The organism is Halotalea alkalilenta (genome assembly GCF_001648175.1).
In the GTDB taxonomy this organism is placed as follows: Bacteria; Pseudomonadota; Gammaproteobacteria; order Pseudomonadales; family Halomonadaceae; genus Halotalea; species Halotalea alkalilenta_A.
This window is the reverse complement of the sequence record NZ_CP015243.1, coordinates 2,537,188-2,561,212: the sequence shown is the minus strand read 5'-3', so window position 1 is coordinate 2,561,212 and position 24,025 is coordinate 2,537,188. Positions and strand designations below refer to the sequence as shown.

The following is a 24,025-nucleotide window of genomic DNA, read 5'->3' as shown; positions in this document are numbered from 1 at the left end:
GCCCTTCATGCGCCTGATCATCGCTGAGAAACCGAGCCTCGCCCGCGCCATCGCCGCCGCCTGCCCACAGTATCGCTTCGACAACCGTGAAGGCCATCTGGCGGCCCAGGGCCTGGTCATCAGTTGGTGCTTCGGCCATCTGCTCGAACAGGCACCCCCCGATGCCTATGACCCGCGCTACAAGCATTGGGCGCTCGACCACCTGCCGATCATTCCGGCTACCTGGCAGCTGATGCCGCGCCCCAAGAGCCGGGCCCAGCTCGCGGTGCTCAAGCGCTTGATCAAGAGTGCCAGCGAGGTCGTCCACGCCGGCGACCCCGACCGCGAGGGCCAGCTGCTGGTGCAGGAGACCCTCGACTACCTTGGCTGGCGCGGTCCGGTGAAACGGCTGCTGATCAACGACATGAACGAGTCCGCGGTGCGCAAGGCGCTCGGCGCGATGCGCGACAACGCCGAGTTCGACGCGCTGTTCGAAGCGGCCCAGAGCCGCTCTCGCGCCGACTGGCTCTATGGCATCAACCTGTCGCGCGCCTGGACGCTGATCGGCAAGCGCGCCGGCCACGACGGCGTGCTCTCGGTCGGCCGGGTGCAGACACCGGTCCTCGGCCTGATCGCCAGGCGCGATGCGGCGATCGAGGCCTTCGTGCCGGTGCCCTTTCATGTGCTGTGGGCCGATTTCCGCACCCAGGGAGGCGTCACCCGAGCCTGGTGGCAGCCGCTCGAGCGCGAGCGCCTGCAGGCCGAGAAGCGCATCGACGAAGAGGGCCGGCTGCTCGCCCGCGAGATCGCCGAGGACTTCGCCGCGACCCTGCCTGGGGCGGCGGCGCGTCTCGCCCAACTGGAACGCAAGCCCAAGCGCCAGCGCGCACCGATGCCCTACTCGCTGTCCACGCTGCAGGTCGACGCCGCACGTCGCCACAAGCTCTCGGCACAACAGGTGCTCGATGCGGCCCAGGCGCTCTACGAACGTCACCAGCTGATCACCTATCCACGCTCCGACTGCCGCCACCTGCCGGTCAACTTCCTCGACACCGCCGCAGCCACGCTCGATGCCGCCTGTCGCGGCGACGCCACCCTCGCCCAGTGGCTCGGCGGCGCCGACATGCGCCTGCGCGGCAAGGCGTTCGACGATGGCAAGATCACCGCCCACCATGCCCTGGCACCCACCGGACGCGCGCCGCAATGGAGCCGGCTATCGCCTGCGCAGACATCGGTCTATCGGCTGGTGGTGCGCAACGTCCTGGCTCAGTTCTATCCCGACCATGAGTATCTCGAGGTCAAGGCACTGTTCGAGGCGCCGCTCGATCACGCGCGGCCCGCAGAGCCGTTTCTCGCCCAGGGCCGCGAGATCAAGGTCGAAGGCTGGAAACCGCTGTTCACCGTCCAGGCGGAGAGCCCGCCGCTGCCCCCCCTGCGTCAAGGCGAGGCCGCCCAGGTGACCGACCACGGCATCGACGACCGGATGACCCAGCCACCGGCACCGTTCAACGATGCCAGCCTGCTCAACGCGATGACCCACGTTGCCCGCTACGTGGAGGATCCCGAGGTGCGCCGCACGCTGCGCGAGACCGATGGGCTCGGCACCGAAGCGACCCGCGCGGGAATCATCGAGACGCTGATCAAGCGCGCCCTGGTGGTACGCGCCCAAGGCGCGCTGCGCGCCACCCGGGCGGGCCGAGCGCTGGTCGATGCCCTGCCGGAGAGCGCGACGCGACCGGAGCGTACCGCGCTATGGGAGCAGGAGCTGAGCCTGATCTGCGAGGGTCGGCGCCGTTCGGCGCCGTTCATGGAGATGCTGATCACCGAGCTGCGCGAGTTGCTCGGCGAGGCCGACGTAGCCCGCATGCGCGCCGCGCTGGCGCAGAGCGCCACCCTCGCGCTCCCCGAGGCCAAGCAGCGACGTGGCGGCAAAGGCAGCGCCAAGAGCACCGGCAAGCACAAGCGCACCGCACCTCGCCGGCGGCGCGCCAGTGCCGCCAAGCCCGGCTGAACGCCTCGCGCTCGGCCGGGCAGGCGCGGCTACTGGGCCTGACTGACCCGCCAGATGGCGTTGCCGACGTCGTCGGCGACCAGCAATGAACGATCCGCCCCCTGGATCACCCCGACCGGGCGCCCCTGGGCACGATCCTGGTCATCGAGAAAGCCGCCCAGCACCTCGACCGGGTCACCGGCGGGCCGCCCTTCGGCGAAGGGTATGAACACTACCCGATAGCCACTGTGCGGCTTGCGGTTCCAGGAGCCGTGCTGGCCGATGAACATGCCTTGCTGGAAGCGCTCCGGCAGCGCGGGGTTGCGAGCGAAGGCCAACCCGAGCGAGGCCGTGTGCGGGCCGAGGGCATAGTCCGGCACCCGAGCGGTGGCGACCAGCTCGGGTTGCTGGGGCGAGACCCGCGCGTCGACGTGCTGGCCGAAGTAGCTGTACGGCCAGCCATAGAAGGCACCGTCGACCACCTCGGTGGCGTAATCGGGCACCAGGTCGCTGCCCAGCTCATCGCGCTCGTTGACTACCGTCCACAGGGCGCCGCTCTCAGGCTCCCAATCCATGCCATTGGGGTTGCGCAGGCCGGTGGCGAAGAGCCGCTTGTCGCCGCTCGCGATGTCGACTTCCCAGATCGCCGCGCGACCTTCTTCCTGGTCGAGGCCGTTCTCGCCCACGTTGCTGTTCGAGCCGACGGTGACGTAGAGGTGCTCGCCATCCGGGCTTGCGATCACGTTCTTGGTCCAGTGGTGATTGATCTCGCTGGGCAGCTCGGTCACCACTTCGGGCGTCGAATCGATCCGCGTGTCACCCTCTCGGTAGGGCACCCTCACCAGCGCATCCGCGTTGGCCACGTAGAGCCACTCCCCGACCAGCGCCATGCCGAAAGGCGAATGGAGCTCATCGAGCAGCACGTGGCGCTGCTCGGCGACGCCGTCGCCATCCCCATCGCGTAGCAGCGTTATCCGATCGGCGCTCTCGGCACCGGCGCCGGCCTTCGACTTGAAAAGCCCAGCGACCCAGTTCTTGAGACTCGAGACGCCGCTGTCGGCGGGGGCGTTGCTCTCGGCCACCAGCACGTCGCCATTGGGCAGCAGATAGAGCCAGCGGGGATGATCGAGCCCCTGTGCGTAGGCATTCACGGCGAGCCCCTCGGCCGCCGCGGGCAGCGCGCCGTCGGGCCAACCGATCGCCTCGGCGACGTTGAGGGTCGGGAACCATTCACGGCGCTCCTCGGGCAGAACCGGATTGGGACCGCTTCCCTCCTCGACCGTATGCCGGGCGGTATCGCCGCAGGCAGCGAGCGGTAGGACCAGCAACAGCATGATTCGGCGCATCGGACTCTCCTTGTCGACTGAACGATCCACCTTTCAGCGTAGTCGACTCATCCTGCTCGCGAGCGCCTGGTGCCCCTTTGGCCCCTGGCGGGAAAACAATAACGCCGGTGCATGACCGGCGTTCGTTTCGACGATGAAGAAGCCCTCGCCTCAGCCAGTGTTGCGCAGCCCCGCGGCGATCCCGGCCATGGTGACCATCAGCGCGCGCTCGAGCACCGGGGAGATGCTCTGCTCGGCATCGCGCGAGCGCCGCAGCAGCTCGGCCTGGAGACCATGCAGCGGGTCGATGTAGGGATTGCGTACCGCGATGGCCTGACGGATCAACGGCGAATGCTCGAGCAACACGCGCTGGCCGCTGATCTCGAGCAGTTGGTCGATCAGCCGGCCCAACCGCTCGCGCAGCGTAGCGCCAAGCACGCGCAGCTCAGGGGCATCGACCAGCCGCTGCTCGTAGTAGGCGGTGAGCGAGGCGTCGGACTTGGCCAGCAGCATCTCGAGCAGGTCGAGATAGGTGCCGAAGAACGGCCAGTCGCGACGCATCTCCTCGATCCGGCGACGCCCTTCGGGATCGGCGAGTCGCATGGCGAAGGCTTCGTCACTGCCGAGCCAGGCCGGCAGCATCAGCCGGGTCTGGGTCCAGGCGAAGATCCATGGAATCGCCCGCAGGGTCTCAACCCCGCCTTCCTGGCGGCGCTTGGCCGGACGTGAGCCGAGCGGCAGCCGCCCCAACGCGCCCTCGGGCGTCAGCGCGCGGAAGTAAGGAACGAAATCGGCATTCTCACGCACCACGCCGACGTAGACCCGGTGGGCGATCTCGGCCAGCCGGTCCATCTCCTCGCGCCACTCCGGTCGCGGCGCAGGCGGCGGTGCGAGCGTGGCCTCGAGCACCGCACCGACGTAGATCTCCATGTTGCGAGAGGCGATGTCGGGCTGGCCGAACTTGAAGCGGATCATCTCGCCTTGCTCGGTGACCCTGAGACTGCCACTTACCGAACCGGGCGGCTGGGAGAGGATCGCCGCGTGCACCGGCCCGCCGCCGCGGCCAACGGTGCCACCGCGGCCGTGGAACAGCGTCAGCGCCACCCCTTGGCGCTGGCAGATCCGCACCAGCGCCTCCTGGGCGCGATACTGCGCCCAGGCAGCGGCGAGCTGCCCGGCGTCCTTGGCCGAATCGGAATAGCCGATCATCACCTCCTGGCGATCGCCGATCAGCCGGCGGTAGACCGGAATATCGAGCAGCCGCTCGATCACCGGGCCCGAGCGGTCGAGGTCGTCGAGGGTTTCGAACAGCGGCGAGATCGGAAGCCTGGGGCCGCCGGCCTCCTTCATCAGCAAGGCCACGGTGAGCACGTCCGAGGCCTGCCCTGCCATCGAGATCACGTAGCTGCCCAAGGCTTCGGCACGCGACGCGGCGATCACCCGGAAGGTATCGAGCACCTCGCGAACCTGATCCGAGCCGTGCCAGTCGCGCGGCAGCAGCGGACGTTTGGACTCCAGCTCGCGGACCAGGAACTGCTGCCGACGCGCCTCGTCCCAGGTCGAGTAGTCTTCACCGAACAGCTCCTCGACCAGCTCCACCATCACCTGGGTGTGGCGTTCGGACTCCTGGCGGATATCGAGCTTGGTCAGGGTCACACCGAAGCAGGCGATCCGACGCAGGGTATCGAGCAGCGCACCGTTGGCGATGCTCTGCATGCCGCACTCGAGCAGCGAGCGATAGCAGAGCTTCAGCGGGACAAGCAGCTGTTCACCGGTCTCGATCAGCGCCACCTCGGTATTCGAGCGCTCGCCGTCGAGCCGCGCACGCAGCGCCTCGCGAGTAGCCTGCAGCCGCTTGATCAGCTGCTTGATCAGCGCGCGATAGGGTTCGTCGACATCACCGACCTCGGCCTTGAGCTCGTCGCTGGCCTGCCACATCGAGAGCTCCACCCGCAGCGCCTCGAGATCGCGCAGGTAGAGATCCGCCGCCATCCAGCGGGCGAGCAGCAGCACCTCTTCGGTGACTTTCGCGGTGACATTGGGGTTGCCGTCACGATCTCCCCCCATCCAGGAGGCGAAGCGCAAGGGTGATGCATCGAGCGGCAGCCGCTGTTCGCCGATCGCCAGCAAGCGCTGGTCGAGATCACGATAGAACTCGGGCAGCGCTTGCCACAGCGAGTTCTCGATCACAGCGAACCCCCAGCGCGCCTCATCGACGGGAGTCGGGCGCACCCGGCGAATCTCGTCGGTGTGCCAGGCCTGGCTGATCAGCTCGGCCAAGCGCTCGAGCAGCCGCTCGCGCCGCTCCGGGTAGCCCCGGGTGGCTTCGAGCTCAGCGAGGCAGTCGTCGATCATGTCGTACTTCTGGATCAAGGTGCGCCGCACCACTTCGGTGGGATGAGCGGTGAGCACCAGCTCGACGCGCATGGACGTGAGCGTCTCGCGCAGGGTGCCGGCGTCGACGCCGTCGTCGATGACCCGCTCGAAAAGCCGTCCCAGGTCCTCTGGTTGCAGGTTGGGCCGATAGTCCTCAACCCGCCGCACGCTGGCACGGTGGTGCTGTTCGGCGATGTTGGCGAAGTTGAGAAACTGGTTGAAGGCGCGAGTGACCGGCAGCAGGTCCTCGTCGGGCAGCGAGCCTAAGTAGTCGATCAGCGCCTTTGGGCTCTCGCCGCTGTCACTGCTATCACTGCTGTCGTTGCGACCCTGTTTGGCCAGAGCGCGGATGCGTTCGATGCGCTCGAGGAAAGGCTCGCCGAGATCCGAGGTGATGGTCCGCCCCAGGATATCGCCAAGAATGCGTACGTTCTCTCGCAACGATTCGTTGAGGTCATTGCCTTCTGTGGCGACGGGCAGGGTGTGACGCATCGACGGTCTCCATGGGTATCCTTTAGATTCCAAAGGAGCGTTGGGGGGCGAGACGACCGCCCGCCCGTTGCGCTCCATCGATGTAAGCTACCCGGGCGATACCGGAACAGCAAACATCGACAGCGCATGATTACGTAAACAAAGACAAAAAGGGGAATTTCATGCCCCGAATTCGGGGCTAAAAGGATAATACTTTAGTAATATAACCACCGAATTGGTGTGCTTCCGAATTAGTGTACTTCCCGACGCATCCGCTGCTTCACCTTCACTCCTCGCTCTTCACCGCCTGCCAATGGCGCTCCAGCGTATCAAGACCGTCACCCGGCCGGCAGCGCGCCTCGACGCCGCGAAAACGCCGTTCGAACTTGGCCCCTGCGCGCCTCAGCGCGCGCTCGGGATCGACGCCGAGCTTGCCTGCGAGCGTGGCGGTGGCGAAGAGCAGATCGCCGAGCTCGTCCTCTATCGCATCATGGTTCGAGGCGGCGATCGCCTCGCGCACCTCCGCAAGCTCCTCGTCGACTTTGTCGAGCGCCCCGGTATGGTCCGGCCAGTCGAAACCAAGCCTGGAGGCGCGGCGCGAGAGCTTGGCCGCCCGACTCAGCGCGGGCAGCGCCAGCGGGATGTCATCGAGCACGGAAGCGCTGGAGCGCTCGGCACGGGCATCGCGCTCCGAAGCCTTGCGCCGCTCCCACCTCTCTCCTATCTGGGCCTGGCTCAGCGTACGGGCGGGAAGATTCTCGCGACGAGAGTCGAGTCGTCCCTCGGGAAAGACGTGGGGGTGACGGACGATCATCTTGCGCACCAGGCCGTCGACCACATCCAGAAAATCGAAACGCCCCTCCTCGCGGGCGAACTGGGCGTAGTAGACCACCTGGAACAGCAGATCACCCAGCTCGAGCTTCAGCTCACCGAATGCACCGCGCTCGATCGCATCGACCACCTCGTAAGCCTCCTCGAGGGTATGCGGCGCGATGGTTTCCCAGCGCTGTTCGACATCCCAGGGACAGCCTTCCCGCTCGTCACGCAGCACCGCCATCAGCTCGAGTAGATCGTCGAGCCCATGGCGTTCGCTCCCCGCGCCCTCAACCCGCGACATTTTCCTGCTTTCCTCCCTGGCGCAGCCGACGCACGTCCATCACGTTGGCGAGCTGCTGAATACGATTGAATATCCGCCCGAGCAGCTCGAGCCCGGAGACTTCGAGGGTGATCCGTAGCCGCGCGAGATTGTCCTCCCGATCGGTCTGGGTATTCACCGCCAGCACGTTGGCCTTCTCGGTCGAGAGCACGCCGATCACGTCGCGCAGCAGCCCGGTACGATCCCAGGCCAGCACTTCGATATCGACCGCATAGACGCTCGCCTGGCTCGAGCCCCACTCGACGTGGACGATCCGGCTCGGCTCGTCGAGACGCAGCTGCAGGATGTTGGGGCAGTCCTCGCGGTGCACGGTGACGCCGCGGCCATGGGTGATGAAGCCAACGATCTGGTCGCCCGGCACCGGATGGCAGCAGTTGGCCATCTGGGTCTTGAGGTTGCCGACCCCAAGCACGGTGATCGCGTCCTGGGGCTCCTTGGCGCCACGCCGGGAGCGGGTCAGCAGGCGGTCGAGCTGCTCCTGGTCGTCGGTGTCGCCGAACAGCTGCTGGGCCTGCGAGAGCACCTGGCCGACGCGCAGGTCGCCGGCACCGATCGCCGCGTACATGTCGTCGGGAGTCGGGTAGTTGACCGCCTGGGCGAGGCGTTCGCGATCGAGGCCATCGAGATCGAGGCGGCGGAACTCGCGCTCGAGCAGCGCCTTGCCCTCCTCGAGGTTCTGGCCGCGCGCCTGCTGCTTGAACCAGGCCTGGATCTTGGCCCGGGCGCGCGAGGTCTTGGCGTAACCCAGGCCGGGATTGAGCCAGTCCCGGCTCGGCCCACCCTGGGTGGCGGTGAGGATCTCGACCTGCTGGCCAGTCTTGAGCCGGTAGGTGAGCGGCACGATCCTTCCATCGACCTTGGCGCCGCGGCAGCGATGGCCGATCTCGGTATGCACCCGGTAGGCGAAGTCGATCGGCGTCGACACCTTCGGCATGTCGATGACGTGGCCATCGGGGGTGAAGACGTAGATCCTGTCGGGGGCGATATCGACCTGGAGACCCTCGCTCAGGTCATTGATCTCACCGACCTCCTCTTGCCATTCGAGCACCTGGCGCAGCCAGGCGATCTTCTGCTCGTAGCCGGAGCTGCGCGAATCGACGTCGGTACCCTTGTAGCGCCAGTGGGCGCAAACGCCGAGCTCCGCATCCTCGTGCATGGCGAAGGTCCGGATCTGGATCTCGAGCACCTTGTGATCGGGACCGAGCACCGCGGTATGCAGCGACTGGTAGCCGTTGCGCTTGGGATTGGCGATGTAGTCGTCGAACTCGTTGGGGACGTGGTGCCAACGCGAATGGATCAGCCCCAGCACGGTGTAGCAGTCGGCCACCTCGGGCACCAGCACACGTACCGCGCGGACGTCATAGACCTGGGAGAAGTCTATCCGCTTGCGCTTCATCTTCCGCCAGATCGAGTAGATGTGCTTCGCCCGGCCGTCGACCTGGTAGCGCGCGATGCCCTGGGCCTCGAGCAGTCCGGTGATGGTCGACTTGACCTCGCCGATGTAGTGGTCCCGGTCGAGCCGCTTCTCGGCCAGCTGCTTGGCGATCGCCTTGTACTCGGCCTCGTGCAGATAGCGAAACGACAGGTCTTCGAGCTCCCACTTGATCTGGCCGATGCCGAGACGATGGGCGAGCGGTGCGTAGATATCGAACACCTCGCGCGCGACCCGCTGGCACTTCTCGCGCGAGTCGTTGCGCACTTGGCGCAGCATGGTGGTGCGCTCGGCGATCTTGATCAGGGCGACGCGCACGTCGTCGATCATGGTCACCAGCATCTTGCGCAGGTTCTCTTGCTGGTTGTGCTGGGAGAGCCCGCTCTGCGGCGCCTGGAGCTGGCTGATCGCGGCCATCTTGAGCACCCCGTCGATCAACCCCGCGACCTCGGTGCCGAACAGCCGCTCGACCTCATCCAGGCTGGTCAGCTCCTTGCGCACGCAGCGATAAAGAACCGCCGCGACCAGCGTCGGCTGGTCGAGATGCAGCTCGGACAGGATGTCGGCGATCTCGAGCCCTGCGCGGAAGTTGGAGCCCACCTCGCGCCACGCCGGGTAACGCTTGGCGGCATCACGGGTGATCTGCTCGGCGAACTCGCACGCACGGCGCAGCTCCGAGGGGTCGCTCAGCCGGACTTCCTGGTTGAGATGCTCGACCCACGCCGGAATATCGACTCGCCCGTCCGCCAGCAGCGGCTGATCCTCACGTACCTTGACCATGACCGATACCTCCAGCCTCCTGATGAGCTTCGATTATTGTCTGGATGGCCGCCGCCGCAGCGGGTCACCGACGCTCGAAAAGCGAAAGCGACTCGAGATGCGGCGTCTGGGGAAACATATCGACCAAGGCGATGCGCACGAGCCGGTAACCGCCCGCGACCAAAAGCGCCGCGTCGCGCGCCAGTGTCGCCGGGTCACAGGATACATAGAGTACTCGCTCAGGCCCGGCACTCGCGAGCGCCTTGCACACATTCTGCGCGCCGTCGCGAGGCGGATCGAGCAGCACCGCATCGACATCCTCTACCGCCGGGGCCTGGCCCAAGTCCATCGCCCGGGTGGATATCCCGAGCCCAAGCGTACGAGCGTTGGCGCTGACCCGCTCGACCATCGCCGCGCTGCCTTCGATAGCGGCGACCCGCACACCGGTCGCGGCGAACGGCAGGCCAAAGTTGCCGACCCCGGCGAACAGATCGAGCAGTCGTGCGCCAGCGGGCAATGCCAGCCAGTCGAGCGCGGCACCGACCAGCTGGCGGTTGACCGCGCCATTGACCTGGAGGAAGTCACCCGGCTGAAAACCCATCGCCAGGCTACGCCCCGCGACATCGAGCCGGTAGTGCAGCGTAGGCAGCGCCGAAGGCTCGCCACGATCGAAGATCAGCACCAGATCGTGGGCCTCGGCGAAGACGCGCCAGCGGCTTTCATCCGCCGCAACCGGTTTGAGCTGGCGCAGCTTGAGCGCGATGGCATCGTCACCCGCGATCAGTTCGATATGGCCGAGCTGGCGCGGCGCCTCGAGCCGTTGCAGGCATTCGCGCAGCGGGGCGAGCAAAACCTCGAGCCCGGGCAGCAGCACCGGACACTGCTCGATATCGAACAGACGCTCGCTCTGGCGCCGCCTGAACCCGAAGCGCAGCCGGCCCTCGCCATCGAGCTTGACCCCGAGCCGGGCCCTGCGTCGATAGCCGTAGGCCTCGCCGGCGAGCAGCTCCACCGCTGGGACGTCGAGCCGCGCCCGATGAAGGTGCTCGACCAGCACCCCGGACTTGTGCTCGCGCTGTGCGCTGATTTCCAGATGCTGCAGCGAACAGCCACCACACACCTCGAAATGGACGCAAGCCGGGACCACCCTGGCGGCACTGGGCCGCGCCACCTGCACCGGATGGGCCTCGTCGAAGCGCCGCCGCTGGCGATGCCGCCGCACGTCGACCCGCTCTCCCGGCAGGGCACGATCGATGAATATCGTCTTGCCTTGAGCGTCGCGGGCGATCCCCCGCCCATCGTGGGAAAGCCGCAGGACCTCGAGCGCGTCCAAACCCTCGCCAGCCTCCTGCCTCGCGACTTCGGCGGTTGGAGGCTTGGCGCCACGGCGCCCCTCCCCGGGGCTACGCGCGGGCCTGCGCTTGCCGAGCGCCACGCTCAGCGTCCCTCGCCAGCGCGGGCGAACAGCCCGGTGGAAAGGTAGCGATCACCGCGGTCGCAGACCACGAATACGATCACCGCGCCCTCGGTCTCTTCAGCGACCCGGAGCGCGCCCGCAAGCGCCCCACCGGAAGAAACTCCGGCGAAGATTCCCTCCTCGCGAGCGAGCCGGCGCATCTGCTCTTCGGCCTCCTGCTGGCTTATGTCGAGTATCCGATCGACCCGCGCCGGATCGAAGATCGATGGACGATAAGCCTCCGGCCAGCGGCGGATACCAGGAATACTGGCGCCATCGCTCGGTTGCAGGCCAATCACCTGGATCTCCTCGCGCTGTTCCTTCAGATAGCGCGAAACGCCCATGATCGTCCCGGTAGTGCCCATCGAGCTGACGAAGTGGGTGATCCGTCCCTCGGTCTGGCGCCAGATCTCGGGGCCGGTGCCGCGATAGTGGGCCAGCGGATTGTCCGGATTGCCGAACTGGTCGAGCGTCTTGCCCTGTCCTTCGGCGACCATGCGCGCAGCGAGATCGCGCGCGCCTTCCATGCCCGCCTCGCGATCCACCTCGATCAGCTCAGCGCCATAGGCGGCCATCGCCTGCTTGCGCTCCTCACTGGCGTTGGCCGGCATGATCAGTACCATGCGATAGCCCTTGATCGTCGCCGCCATCGCCAGCGCGATCCCGGTGTTGCCGGAGGTCGCCTCGATCAAGGTGTCGCCCGGCGCGATCTCGCCGCGCGTCTCGGCGCCTTCGATCAGCGACAGCGCCGCGCGGTCTTTCACCGAACCGGCCGGATTGTGGCCTTCGAGCTTGGCGAGGAGCAGATTGTCGCGCCCCGCGCCGATCCGCTTCAAGCGTACCAGCGGCGTGTTGCCGATCACTTCTTCGAGTGCTGGAAAGTGCATGGTGGTGTCCTTCTCAACCGGGCCACGGCGGCGACGGTCAGTGACCGCAGCCGCAGCCAGGCCCGTGATCGTGATCGTGATCGTGATCGTGATCGTGATGATGTTCGTGTTCGTCCAGCGCCAGCGCGAGCCCCGCCTCCTGGGCCGCAACCAGGGTCTGGGCCAGCCCCTCGAGGGCGGGACGCAGGCCGCGATCGAGCGCGCGCGGGAGCAGCCCCGCGCCTATCTCGACCGCCGAGACGCCGCCGATGGTCGCCGCCTCCTCGGCGCAGCGCGGGGTGGTGACCTTGCACAGGTGCACGAACAGATCCGCCTCGCAGGCGGCCTCGACCAGCGCCTCGAGCCGGCCTCGGGCTCGCTCGCGCGCCACGTTGCGAGCGCTCGACCAGGGCAGCGCATCGATACGCACCCCTTTGATGCCCGCCCGGGCGATGCTCTCGAGCCGGGCGGGGTCGGTATCCGCCGGCAGCCAAGCGAGCAGCTCGCAGGACTCCGCCTCTACCCAGCTGGCCAGCTCGGCCAGCACCGCCGGGTCGGGCACCTCACGCAGGCAAAGCTGGGCGGGACGCAGCTTCGCGGCGAAGGCCAGGGCCGCCTTATCGGTCACGGTGGCGAGCAACAGCCTCGAACGCACCAGCGGCGCAAGCGTCGCGAGCGCCGTGCGAGTGGCAGGGTCCGAATCCAGGCTTGCGCAGACGAAGTCGGCACCGCCGTCGAGCGCGTTCAGCGCGCTGTGCAGACAGCCGGCATGGTGCTCGGGCTCATCGCCCCGCCCCAGGTGAATCAGGGGGTCAAGATCGAAACCGAGCTGGATCCGCAAAGGATGCATGGCAGGTACCTGGATAATGATGAGGGTCGGCGCAACGCCGACGCTATTGGTCGAACAAGCTACCCCAATCAATCCGCCGGCATCGCTCGGCGCCGCTCCACCAGTGACTGGAGCAGTGCGCGCGAGCGCAGCGGCCGTGCGCCGAGCAGCGGTGCCAGCGCTTCGCGAAGCAGCCACTTGGCCGCACCGGCGAGACCCGGCGCCTCCCAGTCTCCGTGGGCGAGCAGCCGCAGCGTGCGGCCATCCACGCCCTGGTGTCCATCGGCAATCGGGCGGAAACGGCGAGCGGACGCATCATACCCATAGCGTAGCTGGGGCTCGAGTGGGCGATCGCCATCGATGCTCAAAAAAAGCGGCTCGGCGTCAAGGGCCTCGAGCAGCGTGATCTCGAGCCGACGCAGCCCGGGCGCACGCAGCCCAGGCGTCGGCAGTGCCTCGAGCAGCGCACCGTAGTGGGCGAACAGCGCCTCGACCGCGAACTCACGCGGCAGGCAGCGATAGAGCAGTTCATTGGCATAAAGCGCACAAAGCAGCCCCTCCCCCGCGAGCATCACCCCTGCGCGGGTGGACTCGATCAGGGTCAGCGTCTTCAGTTCGCGTTCTCCGCGCCAGGCGACGTGCAGCGGGGTGAACGGCTGCAGCGCACCGCGCGAGCGGCTCCCGGGACGCGCCACGCCGCGGGCGACGCCGCGCACCAGCCCGTGCTCGAAGGTCAGCAGGTCGACCAGCGCGCTGGTCTCCCGATAGGGGCGACGGTGCAAAAGGAAGGCAGGCTGCAGCGCCATCGTCTCGGCTCTCCACGACGCCTTCTAATCACTCTTCGAAATCGTAGCCTAAGCTCTTCAACGCGCGAGCGTCGTCGGACCAGCCACGTTTCACCTTGACCCATAGCTTGAGCATCACCTTGGCGCCGAAGGTGCGCTCCATATCGATACGCGCCTCGCTGCCGATCTGCTTGATCCGCTCGCCGCCCTCGCCGATCAGGATCTTCTTCTGGCCCTCACGCTCGACCAGCATCAGTGCGCTAATGTGCACCACCCGGCCTTCATCGCGAAACTCCTCGATCTCGACGGTCATCTGGTAGGGCAGCTCGTCGCCGAGCTGGCGCATCACCTTCTCGCGGACGAGCTCAGCGGCGATGAAGCGTTCGCTCTTGTCGGTGACCTGGTCACTCGGAAAATAGTGCGGGCCGACCGACAGATGACGGCCGACTTCTGCCTCCAGCGCGTCGACGCCGGTGCCGTTCTTGGCCGAGATCGGCAGGATCGCGGTGAATGCGCGCTTGCCGGCCACCTGCTCGAGCCAGGGCAGCAGCGTCGACTTGTCCTTGAGCCAGTCGACCTTGTTCACCGCGAGGATCACCGGCACCTCCAAAGGGGCGAGGCGGTCGAGGACGATCTGGTCCTCCTCGGTCCAACGGGTCCTGTCGATGATGAATACCACACAGTCGACCCCGCGCAGCGCCTGGGTCGCGGTCTGGTTCATGAACTGGTTGATCGCACGGTTGCGATCCTTGCCCATGATGTGCATGCCGGGCGTGTCGACGAAGACCGTCTGGGTATCCCCTTCGGTCTTGACCCCCATCACCTGGTGACGGGTGGTCTGGGGACGGCGCGAGGTGATCGAGATCTTCTGGCCGAGGATGCGGTTCATCAGCGTCGACTTGCCGACGTTGGGCCGGCCGACGATGGCGACGAAGCCGCAGCGCTGCTCGCCGGCTGCGTCGGCCTGGTTGGTGGTGTCGTCCATCACGACCTCCGTTTCTGCGGCTCGAGCAGCGCGATCGCGCGCTCGGCGGCCTCTTGCTCGGCATGACGCCGGCTCGGGCCGATCCCGCGGGTGGGTGCGTCCAGGCTTGCGACGTGGCAGTTCACGGTGAAGGTCTGCTCATGCGCCTCGCCCTCGATCGCCATCACTTCGTAGCGCGGCAGCGGAACCTGACGCGACTGGAGGAACTCCTGCAGCCGGGTCTTGGGATCCTTGAGCGTATCGTCGAGGCTGGTGGCCTCGAGGCGCTCGGCGTACCAGGCCAGCACGCAGCGCTTGACCGCCTCCATCCCGGCGTCGATGTAGATCGCACCGATCACCGCCTCCATCGCGTCGGCGAGGATCGACTCACGGCGGTGACCACCGCTTTTCATCTCTCCCGAACCGAGGCGCAAGTGCTCGCCGAGCGATACTTCCCGCGCCAGCTCGGCGAGCGTCTGGCCCTTGACCAAGCGAGCGCGCAGCCGTGACAGCTGCCCTTCGCGGGCCAGGGGAAAGCGCTGATAGAGCGCCTCGCCGATGATGAAGTTGACGATCGAGTCACCAAGGAACTCGATCCGTTCATTGTTGCGGCCGCCGAAGCTGCGATGGGTCAGAGCCAGTTCCAGATGACCGATGTCGTCGAAATGGTGGCCGATGCGCTTGGCGAACGCCTGCAGGGAGCTACTCACGGGTCGATTCGAATCTCTTGATGATAGTTGGGACGCACGATCGATGCGCTCAATGGATCATTCTCGCTGCCGAGAAGCTGGGCAGTCCACTGCCCCAATGCATCCACACCGCGAAGGCCCGGCCAACGACGTTGCCCTCGGGCACGAAGCCCCAATAGCGGCTATCGCTCGAATGGTCGCGGTTGTCGCCCATCACGAAATATTCGCCTTCGGGCACCCGGCCCTCGAAACCGCGGCCGGGGTCGCGCGGATTGTTGTAGATGCTGTGGGTGACGTCGCCCAGGGTCTCCAACCACAGCTCCTCGCCAGGGTTGGCCGGAACCTGGTTGGAGACGAAGTCCTTCTCGACCAGCTCGCCGTTGATGTAGAGGCGCTTGTCGACATAGCGGACGTGGTCGCCCGGCAACCCAACGACGCGCTTGATGAAGTTGACGCTGGGATCGGGCGGATAGCGGAACACCATCACATCGCCGCGCTGAGGCTCGCCGGTGGGGACTATCTTGGTGTTGATCACCGGCAGGCGCATCCCATAGCTGAACTTGCTCACCACGATGAAGTCACCGATGTCCAGGGTCGGCTCCATCGAGCCGGAGGGAATCTGGAACGGCTCGATCACGAACGAGCGCACCACCAACACCACCAGCAGTACCGGAAAGAACGAGCGTGAATACTCGACGTACCAGGGCTGGTGCGAGGCATCGTCGACCACGCCATTCGCGCGACGGCGGCGGCGCAGCCAGAGCACATCGCAAAGCCAGACCGCGCCGGTCACCAGCACGGCGATCACCAAAAGCAACGAAAAATCCATCTCGACAACGATTCCCGTCAGCGTGAGCGGCCCCGAGAGGCTCAGTCACTGGTCTTGAGAACGGCCAGGAAGGCATCCTGGGGGATTTCCACACGCCCCACCTGCTTCATGCGCTTCTTGCCCTCTTTCTGCTTCTCGAGCAGCTTCTTCTTACGCGATACGTCGCCACCGTAGCACTTCGCGGTGACGTTCTTGCGCAGCGCCTTGACCGTGGAGCGCGCGATCACGTGCCCACCGATCGCCGCCTGGATCGCGACATCGAACATCTGCCGCGGGATCAGCTCTTTCATCTTTTCGACCAGCACCCGACCGCGGGTCTGGGCATGGTCGCGGTGGATGATCACCGCCAGGGCGTCGACCCTATCACCATTGATCAGGACGTCGAGACGCACCAGCTTGGCCGCCTCGAAGCGCTCGAAGCTGTAGTCGAGCGAGGCATAGCCCTTGGAGATCGACTTCAGGCGATCGAAGAAGTCCATCACCACTTCGCTCATCGGCAGTTCGTAGGTGAGCTGCATCTGGTTGCCGAGCACCTGCAGGTCGAGCTGCACACCGCGACGATTGATGCACTCGGTGATCACGTTGCCGACGTATTCCTGCGGCACCAGGATGCTCGCCCTCGCGATCGGTTCGCGCATCTCGCTGACGCTCGCCATGTCCGGGAGCTTCGACGGGTTGGAGATGTAGAGGGTCTCGCCGGAATCCATCGCCAGTTCATAGACCACCGTCGGCGCAGTGGTCAGCAGGTCGAGGTTGTACTCGCGCTCGAGCCGCTCCTGGACGATCTCCATGTGCAGGGTGCCGAGGAAGCCGACACGGAAACCGAAACCGAGCGCATCGGAGTTCTCCGGCACATAGCCGAGCGAGGCATCGTTGAGCGCCAGCTTCTCGAGCGCGTCGCGGAAGTCCTCGTAGTCATCGGAGCTGATCGGGAACATCCCGGCGTAGACCTGGGGCTTGACCTTCTGGAAGCCCGGCAGGCGAGGCACCTGAGGCGTCTTGGCGAGGGTGATGGTGTCGCCCACCGGCGCGCCGTGGATGTCCTTGATTCCTGCGACCAGAAATCCCACCTCACCGGCGCGCAGCACGCCGGTCTCGGTGCGCTTGGGCGTGAAAATCCCCACCGCGGAGGCTTCCCAGTTGCGCCCGGTGGACTTCATCAGCACCTTGTCGCCTTTTTTCAGCGTGCCGTCGAACAGCCGGATCAACGAGACCACGCCGAGGTAATTATCGAACCAGGAGTCGATGATCAGCGCCTGCAGCGGTGCGTCCACATCGCCCTTCGGCGGCGGGATGTCACGCACCAGGCGCTCGAGCAGCCCCTCCATGCCCAGCCCGCTCTTGGCCGAGACGCGACAGGCGTCGGTGGCGTCCAGCCCAATGATCTCCTCGATCTGGTGCGAGACGGCCTCTGGGTCCGCCTGCGGCAGGTCCATCTTGTTCAGCACCGGCAGCACCTCGAGCCCTTGCTCGATCGCGGTATAGCAATTGGCGACGGACTGCGCCTCGACCCCTTGCGCGGCGTCGACCACCAGCAGCGCGCCCTCGCAGGCATAGAGCGAGCGCGACACTTCATAGGAAAAGTCGACGTGTCCCGGGGTGTCGATGAAATTGAGCTGATAGACCTGGCCATCCTCGGCCTGGTAGTCGAGGGTCACCGACTGCGCTTTGATGGTGATTCCACGCTCACGCTCGATGTCCATCGAGTCGAGCACCTGCTCCTTGAGTTCGCGGTCGCTCAGCCCTCCGCAGATCTGGATGATCCGGTCCGCCAGGGTGGACTTGCCGTGGTCGATGTGGGCGATGATCGAAAAGTTCCGAATATGGCTCAATATCGGACGGGTTGGGTCGTTTGCCATGAAGTGCTTCCGGGGTAGCTAGGTGCGCGCCGATAGAGCCCTTGACCGGGTGCTATGTGCTTGATGGCGCGCGGGGATGGGGCATTGTACCGATGCACGCACGGCAGTAACAGACAGCGTGCCTTTTCACCGCCCAACTGAGCCGTCGATGCTTCGACTCATCGTCCCCTTGCCCGAATACTGTACATAAACACAGGAAACAAAGAAAGGAACGTCTATACTTCTGCTTCGCTCTCCACCGCCATGCACTAAAGTACATGCCCATCTTTCGTGTCCGCAGCCATCATTTATGATCGGGATAATAAAATTCATTTACGCAGGAGCGCACAATGCACACCATCCGATTTGAGCACATTACTTATGATGACATTCCACATGTACAACGAGCAGATCTCTACCAGCTGCGGAAGATCACCTTCAAAGATCGCATGAAGTGGAAAGTCAATGTATTCGGGCAATATGAATTCGATCAATTCGACAACCATGATACTGTTTATCTAGTCGGGCGCATGGGAGAACAGCTTTTATGCAGTGTTCGCTTCATACCCACAGAAAAACCCTACATGCTTGATGGACCGTTCCGTGATTTTTTTAATCACCCACGGGTAGCCAAACCCACCATTGTCGAATCCAGCCGTTTTTTCGTTGACAAGGAAAGGGCTAGAATGCTCCCTAAGCAAAGCCCTCAACCCTCCCTATTTTTATTCCTTGCAATGATCAACTATGGCATCAATGAAAATCTTGAAAGTATTATTACAGTTGTAAGTAAGGCTATGCATCGAATACTAAAAAATAGCGGTTGGAATTTCGATGTAATGGAAATTGGTGCTTCCGAAAAAAATGACCCCGTCTATCTGTTAAATCTCAAGATCGACGGGGACTCACAAAAAAAATTATACAACAAGATACTCTCTACCTCTCTTACCCAAGGCTCCACACTAGACAAATGGCCCATGGAAATTGTTCTGAACCCAGAGGATAGCGAGATCATGAGCGCGAAGAAATCAACTGAAGCTCAATACTCTTGCTAATGGCATGCTTGGCGTTGGCGACTTCGAGTTTTGAAACAACCGACGCCATGTATTTCTTTATCGTGCGCTCTTTAAATCCCAAGATAATACCTATTTCATGGTAAGTTTTCCCCTGAGCGGCCCAGTGCACAACACTTTTTTCCCGATCGCTCAAATGATACTGGTCGATGGAGTTGACCCGTGGATCATCAGCAAAAAATGCATCACTCGCCACCTCATGCGCCTGAAGCAATAGCATTTGCAAATCTCCCGAACGCCGCAAGATATTCTGTTCGAAATCAGCCTTCTTCTCGGATCTGCATATACTCAACGCTCCCATTTCCCCAAGTCCGCCTCTGACCACGAAGGTGTAACCCGCATCTATCTTGAAACGACTCGACTGATGAAATACTTCGCCATCATACTCAATCAGATCCCGTCGCTCTCCCGCCTGCCAGGAAAAAGGCGTGACACGTGTGAATGCGTGGCGAATGACGGGATCATTCAGGTAATAATGACCATAAGTATAGATTTCAAGCCATTCTTTAGGATAAGTCGAAATGATAAAGGGGCGCCTTGAGAAGTTTCGATCCGTCAACAAATACGCGAAGTTGTCCATCTCAAACTCGCGCATCCGATGCTCAAGACGATGCCCCACTTCAGCCAGTGCCGGGTGGCTGCTGCTCAAGACACATGAACTGCCTTGACCAAAAATGCTCAGCATGTCGCCCCCTTACTTTTCAAGTGTTATACGTTCACAAATTCGGACCAAGCTCATACCAGACCGAGACAAGGAACCTAGTAGAGTGAATCAGTATGTATCATACCTAGGACATGGGGCGCAAAACCTCAACAAGCATAAGGTCAGAGAGGTTCCGTCAACTGGTAATGGTCAATCCGATAATACGAGAGGGGATGACGAGCATGCGGGCTGCACCGATGCAGCCCGCACGAGGGCTAGAGAATCATAAGAAGAATGCCGCCCTTACTCTCCACTGCCCATGCGCAACGCGGTAAACAGCTGGGCATCGCCGCGGGCGATACGCACCGCTACGGCGCGGTCGCGCGGCAGATCAGCGATGACCTCGCGCAGCTTGTCGACGGAGTCGATCGCTTGGCGATCGATGTCGATGATTACGTCACCGGGTTGAATCCCAGCCTGGGCGGCGGCGCCGTCGGGCACGACCTGCTGGACCAGTACGCCGTGCTCCACCCCCGCCTCTTCGAGCTGCTCAGGGTTCAGCGGCGATACCGCGATGCCGATGCCGCTCTGTTGAGCACTGCTTGAATCGCTCTGCGCCGTCTGCTCGCTATCCGGCCAGTCGCCCACCGTCACCTTCAAGCTGCGCTCAGAGCCATCGCGGAGAATGCCGAGCGTCACCTCACTGCCTGGCGTGGCGCGACCGATCTCGCGCGGTAACGCTTCGGAGCTCTCCACCTCGCGTCCGTCGACGCTCAGTACGATATCGCCGGGACGCAGCCCGCCCTGGGCCGCGGGGCCGCCGCTGGCGAGCTGGGAGATCAGCGCCCCGCGTGGCTCACCGAGCCCGAAGGAGTCGGCGAGATCACGCGACACCGGCTGGATCACCACGCCCAGCCATCCACGATGGACACGACCGTCCTGCCTGAGCTGGTCGGCGATGTCCATCGCTACGTTGATCGGGATCGCAAACGATAGCCCCATGAATCCACCACTGCGGGTGAATATCTGGGAATTGATCCCGACCACCTGCCCCTGCAGGTTGAACAGCGGCCCGCCGGAGTTACCCGGATTGATCGCGACATCGGTCTGGATGAAGGGAACATAGGCGTCGGAGGGCAAGGTGCGGTTGATCGCGCTGACGATACCGGCGGTGACCGAGTGATCGAAGCCGAACGGCGATCCGATCGCCGCCACCCACTCACCGGTCTGGAGTTCGTCGGAGTTGCCGATCGACAGCACCGGCAGATCGCTGGCATCGACCTTGATCAGCGCGACGTCCGTCTTGGGATCGGTACCGATCAGCTCTGCGTCCAGCTCGCGACGATCGTTGAGCCTGACCCTGATGGTATCGGCGTCCGCGACGACGTGCGCATTGGTGAGGATGTAGCCATCGTCGCTGATGATGAAGCCCGAGCCCAGCGAACGCAGCTCGCTTCGCGGGGTCGCGCCGCCACCGGGTCCACCGAACCCCGGCGGCAGCTGATCGCCGAAGAAGCGCCGGAATATCTCGGGAATCTGCTGGTCATTCATGCCGCCCCGGGGTGAAGAAGCCTCCCGAGTGGTCGAGATGTTGACCACCGCGGGCGCGGCCCGCTGGACCAAAACGGTGAAGTTGGGCAGCTGCTGAGTCGCCGCCGCGGGCGGGGAAGAGGTCCCGGCATCCTGGGCGAACGCTGGTTGCTGCATGGCGGCTACGGAGGCAAGCGCCACCACCATCAGGGACATCCGTCGCTTCACGACCTGCATCTTGGTTACTCCTGCTGTTTTTCGACTTGTTGACCGATACCGGCCCCAACAACCTTAAAATATTTTTAAGATCATCCGACCACATTGACTGCCAACGGTGGACGAGGTTCATTCGCGGCGAAAATTTGATCGCCCTCCCTGCGTTGAGTGCCCATCATCCGCAGGCGCCACCCCTTCGGCGACCTGCACCAGCACCGGATCGGGCACCTCGCCCACCACCACCACTTGGTAGCCGCTACCTTTCACGCCCAAATGGCGCACCATCGCCTTGGAGGCGCCAAGCGCATGCAGGCCCGCCGGCAGCGCCGCCGCGTCGAGCCAGGGTCCGACGAAGACGCTGAGACTCGAAAGCCCATCACCATAAAGCCTCGACTCCATTCGTTCCCCAGCGAGCTCCACCGCGGCTTGACCACGGGCGACGAAACCCTCGGGCAGCCAGGACACCCCTGTACCGCCGTCGACAGGCATCGCCGAGTTCACCGCCAGTCGGCCATCGAACGCCTCAAGCTGCTCGAGGCGCACCACCTGGAGGGTCTCCACCACTCGCCCAGCGAGATCGATGGTCAATCTCTTGAGCGGCAAGCCACTGTGCGAGTCGAGCCAGAAGCGCTGCGCGTATCTGAGCTCGTCCATGGGCACCGCATCGATCACAATGACCGGACGATCGGCGATTCGAGCGCGTCCGATGAGCTCGAAGCGGTAATGCTCGGCGAGCGCCGCCGCCGATACATCCGGAGCCGCCAACTGAAGGATGCTGGGCAGCCCGCCCTCCAACCGGCGCAGTCCGGGCTGCATCTCGCCGTCGAGCGCCTTGATCGCCGCGCGCTCACCCTCCTCGCCCACCCCATGCTCGAGCTCGAAGGCCTTCATTCCAGCCGCGCTCGCGCGCACCACCAGCATCCGATAGTTGAAGCAGCGAACCGCAAGCAGGGTACGGGCAAACGCCTCCTGTCCCGAGTGCCGATCCACATAGGCATCCTTCAGGCTCGAGCAGTCGAGGAAGACTTGGCCGGACGGCGACCGAACTTGCACGTCGCCGCGTGCCTGGAAGGAAAAGGACAACAGGAGGAAAAGAAAAGTGCCGGCAACCAGGGCGCCGCAACGGGCGCCCGAGATACGACCCGCCATCATTAGGGAGCGCTCGACATACCCTCGACGGGCCCGAGGAACCGGGCGGAGGGAGACCACTGGCCCTGCGGCTGGAAATCGGCCTGCTGGGCGTGCTGATCGAAGAAGCCTTGGAGCAGGCGAGCCTGCTGCTGCGTATCGATGCCCTGCTCTTCTCCATCGAAGACCGGGAACAGTCCACCGCTGCGCGCGCCCACCGGCACTACCCCGTCACGCGGCTGGAAGCCGGCAAAGCCGACCGGCGTGGCGCCGCCCTGGAGCTGGCCTGCGCCAGGAAAACCGCCGAAGCCTGAGCCGCTCTGCGCATTTTCCTCGTTGGAGGCGAAGCTTGGGATATCGGCAGGCGCCTGACCGACACCGCGATAGACCTGCACACCGGTGATCACCATCAGGCTCACTGCGGCGGCCACCGCGGCGCCTCCCATGAAGGAGAACGGCCCGGATCCGTGGCGTCGCACGGTGCCTTCCTCGCGTCCCTCGCGCACGGCGGCGGGGGGCTGCTGGGCGTCGATCCGCGCACGAATGGCGGCGGAAAGATCGACGGTGACGTCGATATCGCGTTCGCGCCGCATCACGCTGCGCGCAACGTGGTAGCGCCGCCATGCGTCACCCTCTTCGGGAGTCTTGGCGAGTGCCCTGAGAACGCGTCTGAGTTCGAGTTCGTCGCCTTCGCCGTCCATCACGGCGGAGAGTGACTCTCTGACCTTTTGATTCATTGCCACATCCTCATACTCGATGCTTTCACGGGTCCACGATCTGCAAAACTAGACATCGGAGACGGAGAAAAGTTTAGTTACATGCATTGATCATCAGTCGAATTCGCGCGCTGCGGTCTGATTCCCGCGGCTGAAATCCGGCTCGAGCATGTCCCGGATCCGATGGTCGATTGCCTCGCGAGCGCGGAATATTCGCGAGCGCACGGTGCCCACCGGGCACTGCATCACATTGGCGATATCCTCGTAGGCGAGGCCATCGAGCTCGCGCAGGGTAATGGCGGTACGCAGGTCCTCGGGCAGGTTCTCGATCGCCTCGAACACGGCCGCCTCGAGCTGGTCGCGGGCAATGGCGGCCTCCGGGGTCTCGATGTCGGCGAGCCGGCCACTCACATCGAGCACCTCGGCGTCGCTGATGTCCAGATCGCTGCCCGGCGGGCGCCTGCCCCGGGCCACCAGATGGTTCTTCGCCGTATTGATCGCGATCCGGTACATCCAGGTATAGAAGGCGCTTTCGTTGCGAAACTTGTCCAACGCCCGATACGCCTTGATGAAGGCTTCCTGCGCGACGTCGTACACCTCGGCCTGATCGTGCACGTAGCGCCCGATCAGGCCGATGATCTTGTGCTGGTACTTCTTGACCAGCAAGTCGAACGCCCGGCTGTCTCCCGCCTGAGCCCGCTCGACCAACTGCTGGTCGGTCACCTTGGTCGTCATCGACGTATCCCCTTGAATGCTACCGCCGGAGCCATACCCATGAGGCCTGCGCGATCATCGCGCTGGTGCCGTGCAGGCTCGAATGACAGGCCCTTTGAAGTTCACGGCACGACCCGGCTCCGGGTCGAAAAAAGATGAAAATGACGAAACGCTACCCTTGTTCCTAGCTTATACCAATGGACCCAACTCAGCCCGTCCGTTGGACCTCGGAGTGATCGCTGAGTTCCATGCTAAGATATCGCT

General features: G+C 64.3%; 19 protein-coding genes. 2 read left to right on the top strand and 17 right to left on the bottom strand.

Going from position 1 to position 24,025, the window contains the following annotated elements:
* The first annotated feature begins 7 nt into the window (after positions 1-7).
* A complete protein-coding gene (locus A5892_RS11400) occupies positions 8-1,990 on the top strand; it encodes a DNA topoisomerase 3 (protein WP_064122904.1) in 1,983 nt (660 codons plus the stop codon).
* A gap of 29 nt (positions 1,991-2,019) precedes the next feature.
* Here A5892_RS11400 and A5892_RS11395 read toward each other — a convergent pair whose 3' ends face one another.
* The 12 genes from A5892_RS11395 to lepA form a co-directional block, all read right to left on the bottom strand.
* Positions 2,020-3,315 carry a PQQ-dependent sugar dehydrogenase gene (locus A5892_RS11395; RefSeq protein WP_064122903.1) on the bottom strand — a complete coding sequence of 432 codons (1,296 nt, stop codon included), beginning with the start codon at positions 3,313-3,315 and terminating at the stop codon, positions 2,020-2,022.
* 150 nt (positions 3,316-3,465) lie between these two features.
* Positions 3,466-6,162, bottom strand: a complete 2,697-nt coding sequence (gene ppc / locus A5892_RS11390; RefSeq protein ID WP_064122902.1) for a phosphoenolpyruvate carboxylase — start codon at positions 6,160-6,162, stop codon at positions 3,466-3,468.
* A gap of 265 nt (positions 6,163-6,427) precedes the next feature.
* A complete protein-coding gene (gene mazG, locus A5892_RS11385; protein WP_064122901.1) occupies positions 6,428-7,258 on the bottom strand; it encodes a nucleoside triphosphate pyrophosphohydrolase in 831 nt (276 codons plus the stop codon).
* A complete protein-coding gene (gene relA, locus A5892_RS11380) occupies positions 7,245-9,509 on the bottom strand; it encodes a GTP diphosphokinase (RefSeq protein WP_064122900.1) in 2,265 nt (754 codons plus the stop codon). Before relA ends, mazG begins: the two co-directional genes overlap by 14 nt.
* Positions 9,510-9,573: 64 nt before the next feature.
* On the bottom strand, positions 9,574-10,821 hold the full coding sequence (locus tag A5892_RS11375; RefSeq protein ID WP_223302641.1) for a TRAM domain-containing protein: 1,248 nt from the start codon (positions 10,819-10,821) through the stop codon (positions 9,574-9,576).
* Positions 10,822-10,925: 104 nt separating this feature from the next.
* A complete protein-coding gene (cysM, locus tag A5892_RS11370) occupies positions 10,926-11,831 on the bottom strand; it encodes a cysteine synthase CysM (RefSeq protein ID WP_064122898.1) in 906 nt (301 codons plus the stop codon).
* Positions 11,832-11,868: 37 nt separating this feature from the next.
* The gene (locus A5892_RS11365) at positions 11,869-12,660 is read right to left on the bottom strand and encodes a hypothetical protein (RefSeq protein WP_064122897.1); all 792 of its coding nucleotides are present in this window, start codon (positions 12,658-12,660) and stop codon (positions 11,869-11,871) included.
* Positions 12,661-12,728: 68 nt separating this feature from the next.
* A complete protein-coding gene (gene recO, locus A5892_RS11360) occupies positions 12,729-13,445 on the bottom strand; it encodes a DNA repair protein RecO (protein WP_064122896.1) in 717 nt (238 codons plus the stop codon).
* 28 nt (positions 13,446-13,473) lie between these two features.
* On the bottom strand, positions 13,474-14,409 hold the full coding sequence (gene era / locus A5892_RS11355) for a GTPase Era (protein ID WP_064122895.1): 936 nt from the start codon (positions 14,407-14,409) through the stop codon (positions 13,474-13,476).
* On the bottom strand, positions 14,409-15,098 hold the full coding sequence (rnc, locus tag A5892_RS11350; protein WP_064122894.1) for a ribonuclease III: 690 nt from the start codon (positions 15,096-15,098) through the stop codon (positions 14,409-14,411). The genes era and rnc overlap by 1 nt, the downstream gene beginning before the upstream one ends.
* 49 nt (positions 15,099-15,147) lie before the next feature.
* Positions 15,148-15,906 carry a signal peptidase I gene (gene lepB / locus A5892_RS11345; RefSeq protein WP_064122893.1) on the bottom strand — a complete coding sequence of 253 codons (759 nt, stop codon included), beginning with the start codon at positions 15,904-15,906 and terminating at the stop codon, positions 15,148-15,150.
* 41 nt (positions 15,907-15,947) lie between these two features.
* Entirely contained in the window at positions 15,948-17,765 is a 1,818-nt protein-coding gene (gene lepA, locus A5892_RS11340; RefSeq protein ID WP_064122892.1) for a translation elongation factor 4, read from the bottom strand.
* 329 nt (positions 17,766-18,094) lie between these two features.
* Here lepA and A5892_RS19860 point away from each other — a divergent pair, with 329 nt between their 5' ends.
* Positions 18,095-18,796: an acyl-homoserine-lactone synthase gene (locus A5892_RS19860; RefSeq protein WP_082890417.1), complete on the top strand. Its 702-nt coding sequence runs from the start codon at positions 18,095-18,097 to the stop codon at positions 18,794-18,796.
* Here A5892_RS19860 and A5892_RS11335 read toward each other — a convergent pair.
* From A5892_RS11335 to rpoE, 5 genes are all read right to left on the bottom strand, one after another.
* Positions 18,753-19,499 carry a helix-turn-helix transcriptional regulator gene (locus A5892_RS11335; RefSeq protein ID WP_082890416.1) on the bottom strand — a complete coding sequence of 249 codons (747 nt, stop codon included), beginning with the start codon at positions 19,497-19,499 and terminating at the stop codon, positions 18,753-18,755. The genes A5892_RS19860 and A5892_RS11335 overlap by 44 nt on opposite strands.
* Positions 19,500-19,760: 261 nt before the next feature.
* Positions 19,761-21,224, bottom strand: a complete 1,464-nt coding sequence (locus A5892_RS11330) for a DegQ family serine endoprotease (RefSeq protein WP_082890415.1) — start codon at positions 21,222-21,224, stop codon at positions 19,761-19,763.
* Positions 21,225-21,332: 108 nt separating this feature from the next.
* Positions 21,333-22,193 (bottom strand): MucB/RseB C-terminal domain-containing protein, encoded by an 861-nt coding sequence (locus A5892_RS11325; protein ID WP_190295600.1) that lies wholly within the window; start codon positions 22,191-22,193, stop codon positions 21,333-21,335.
* 161 nt (positions 22,194-22,354) lie between these two features.
* Positions 22,355-23,068, bottom strand: a complete 714-nt coding sequence (locus A5892_RS11320) for a sigma-E factor negative regulatory protein (protein WP_064122889.1) — start codon at positions 23,066-23,068, stop codon at positions 22,355-22,357.
* A gap of 93 nt (positions 23,069-23,161) precedes the next feature.
* Positions 23,162-23,782: an RNA polymerase sigma factor RpoE gene (rpoE, locus tag A5892_RS11315; protein WP_027349638.1), complete on the bottom strand. Its 621-nt coding sequence runs from the start codon at positions 23,780-23,782 to the stop codon at positions 23,162-23,164.
* Positions 23,783-24,025: the final 243 nt, after the last annotated feature.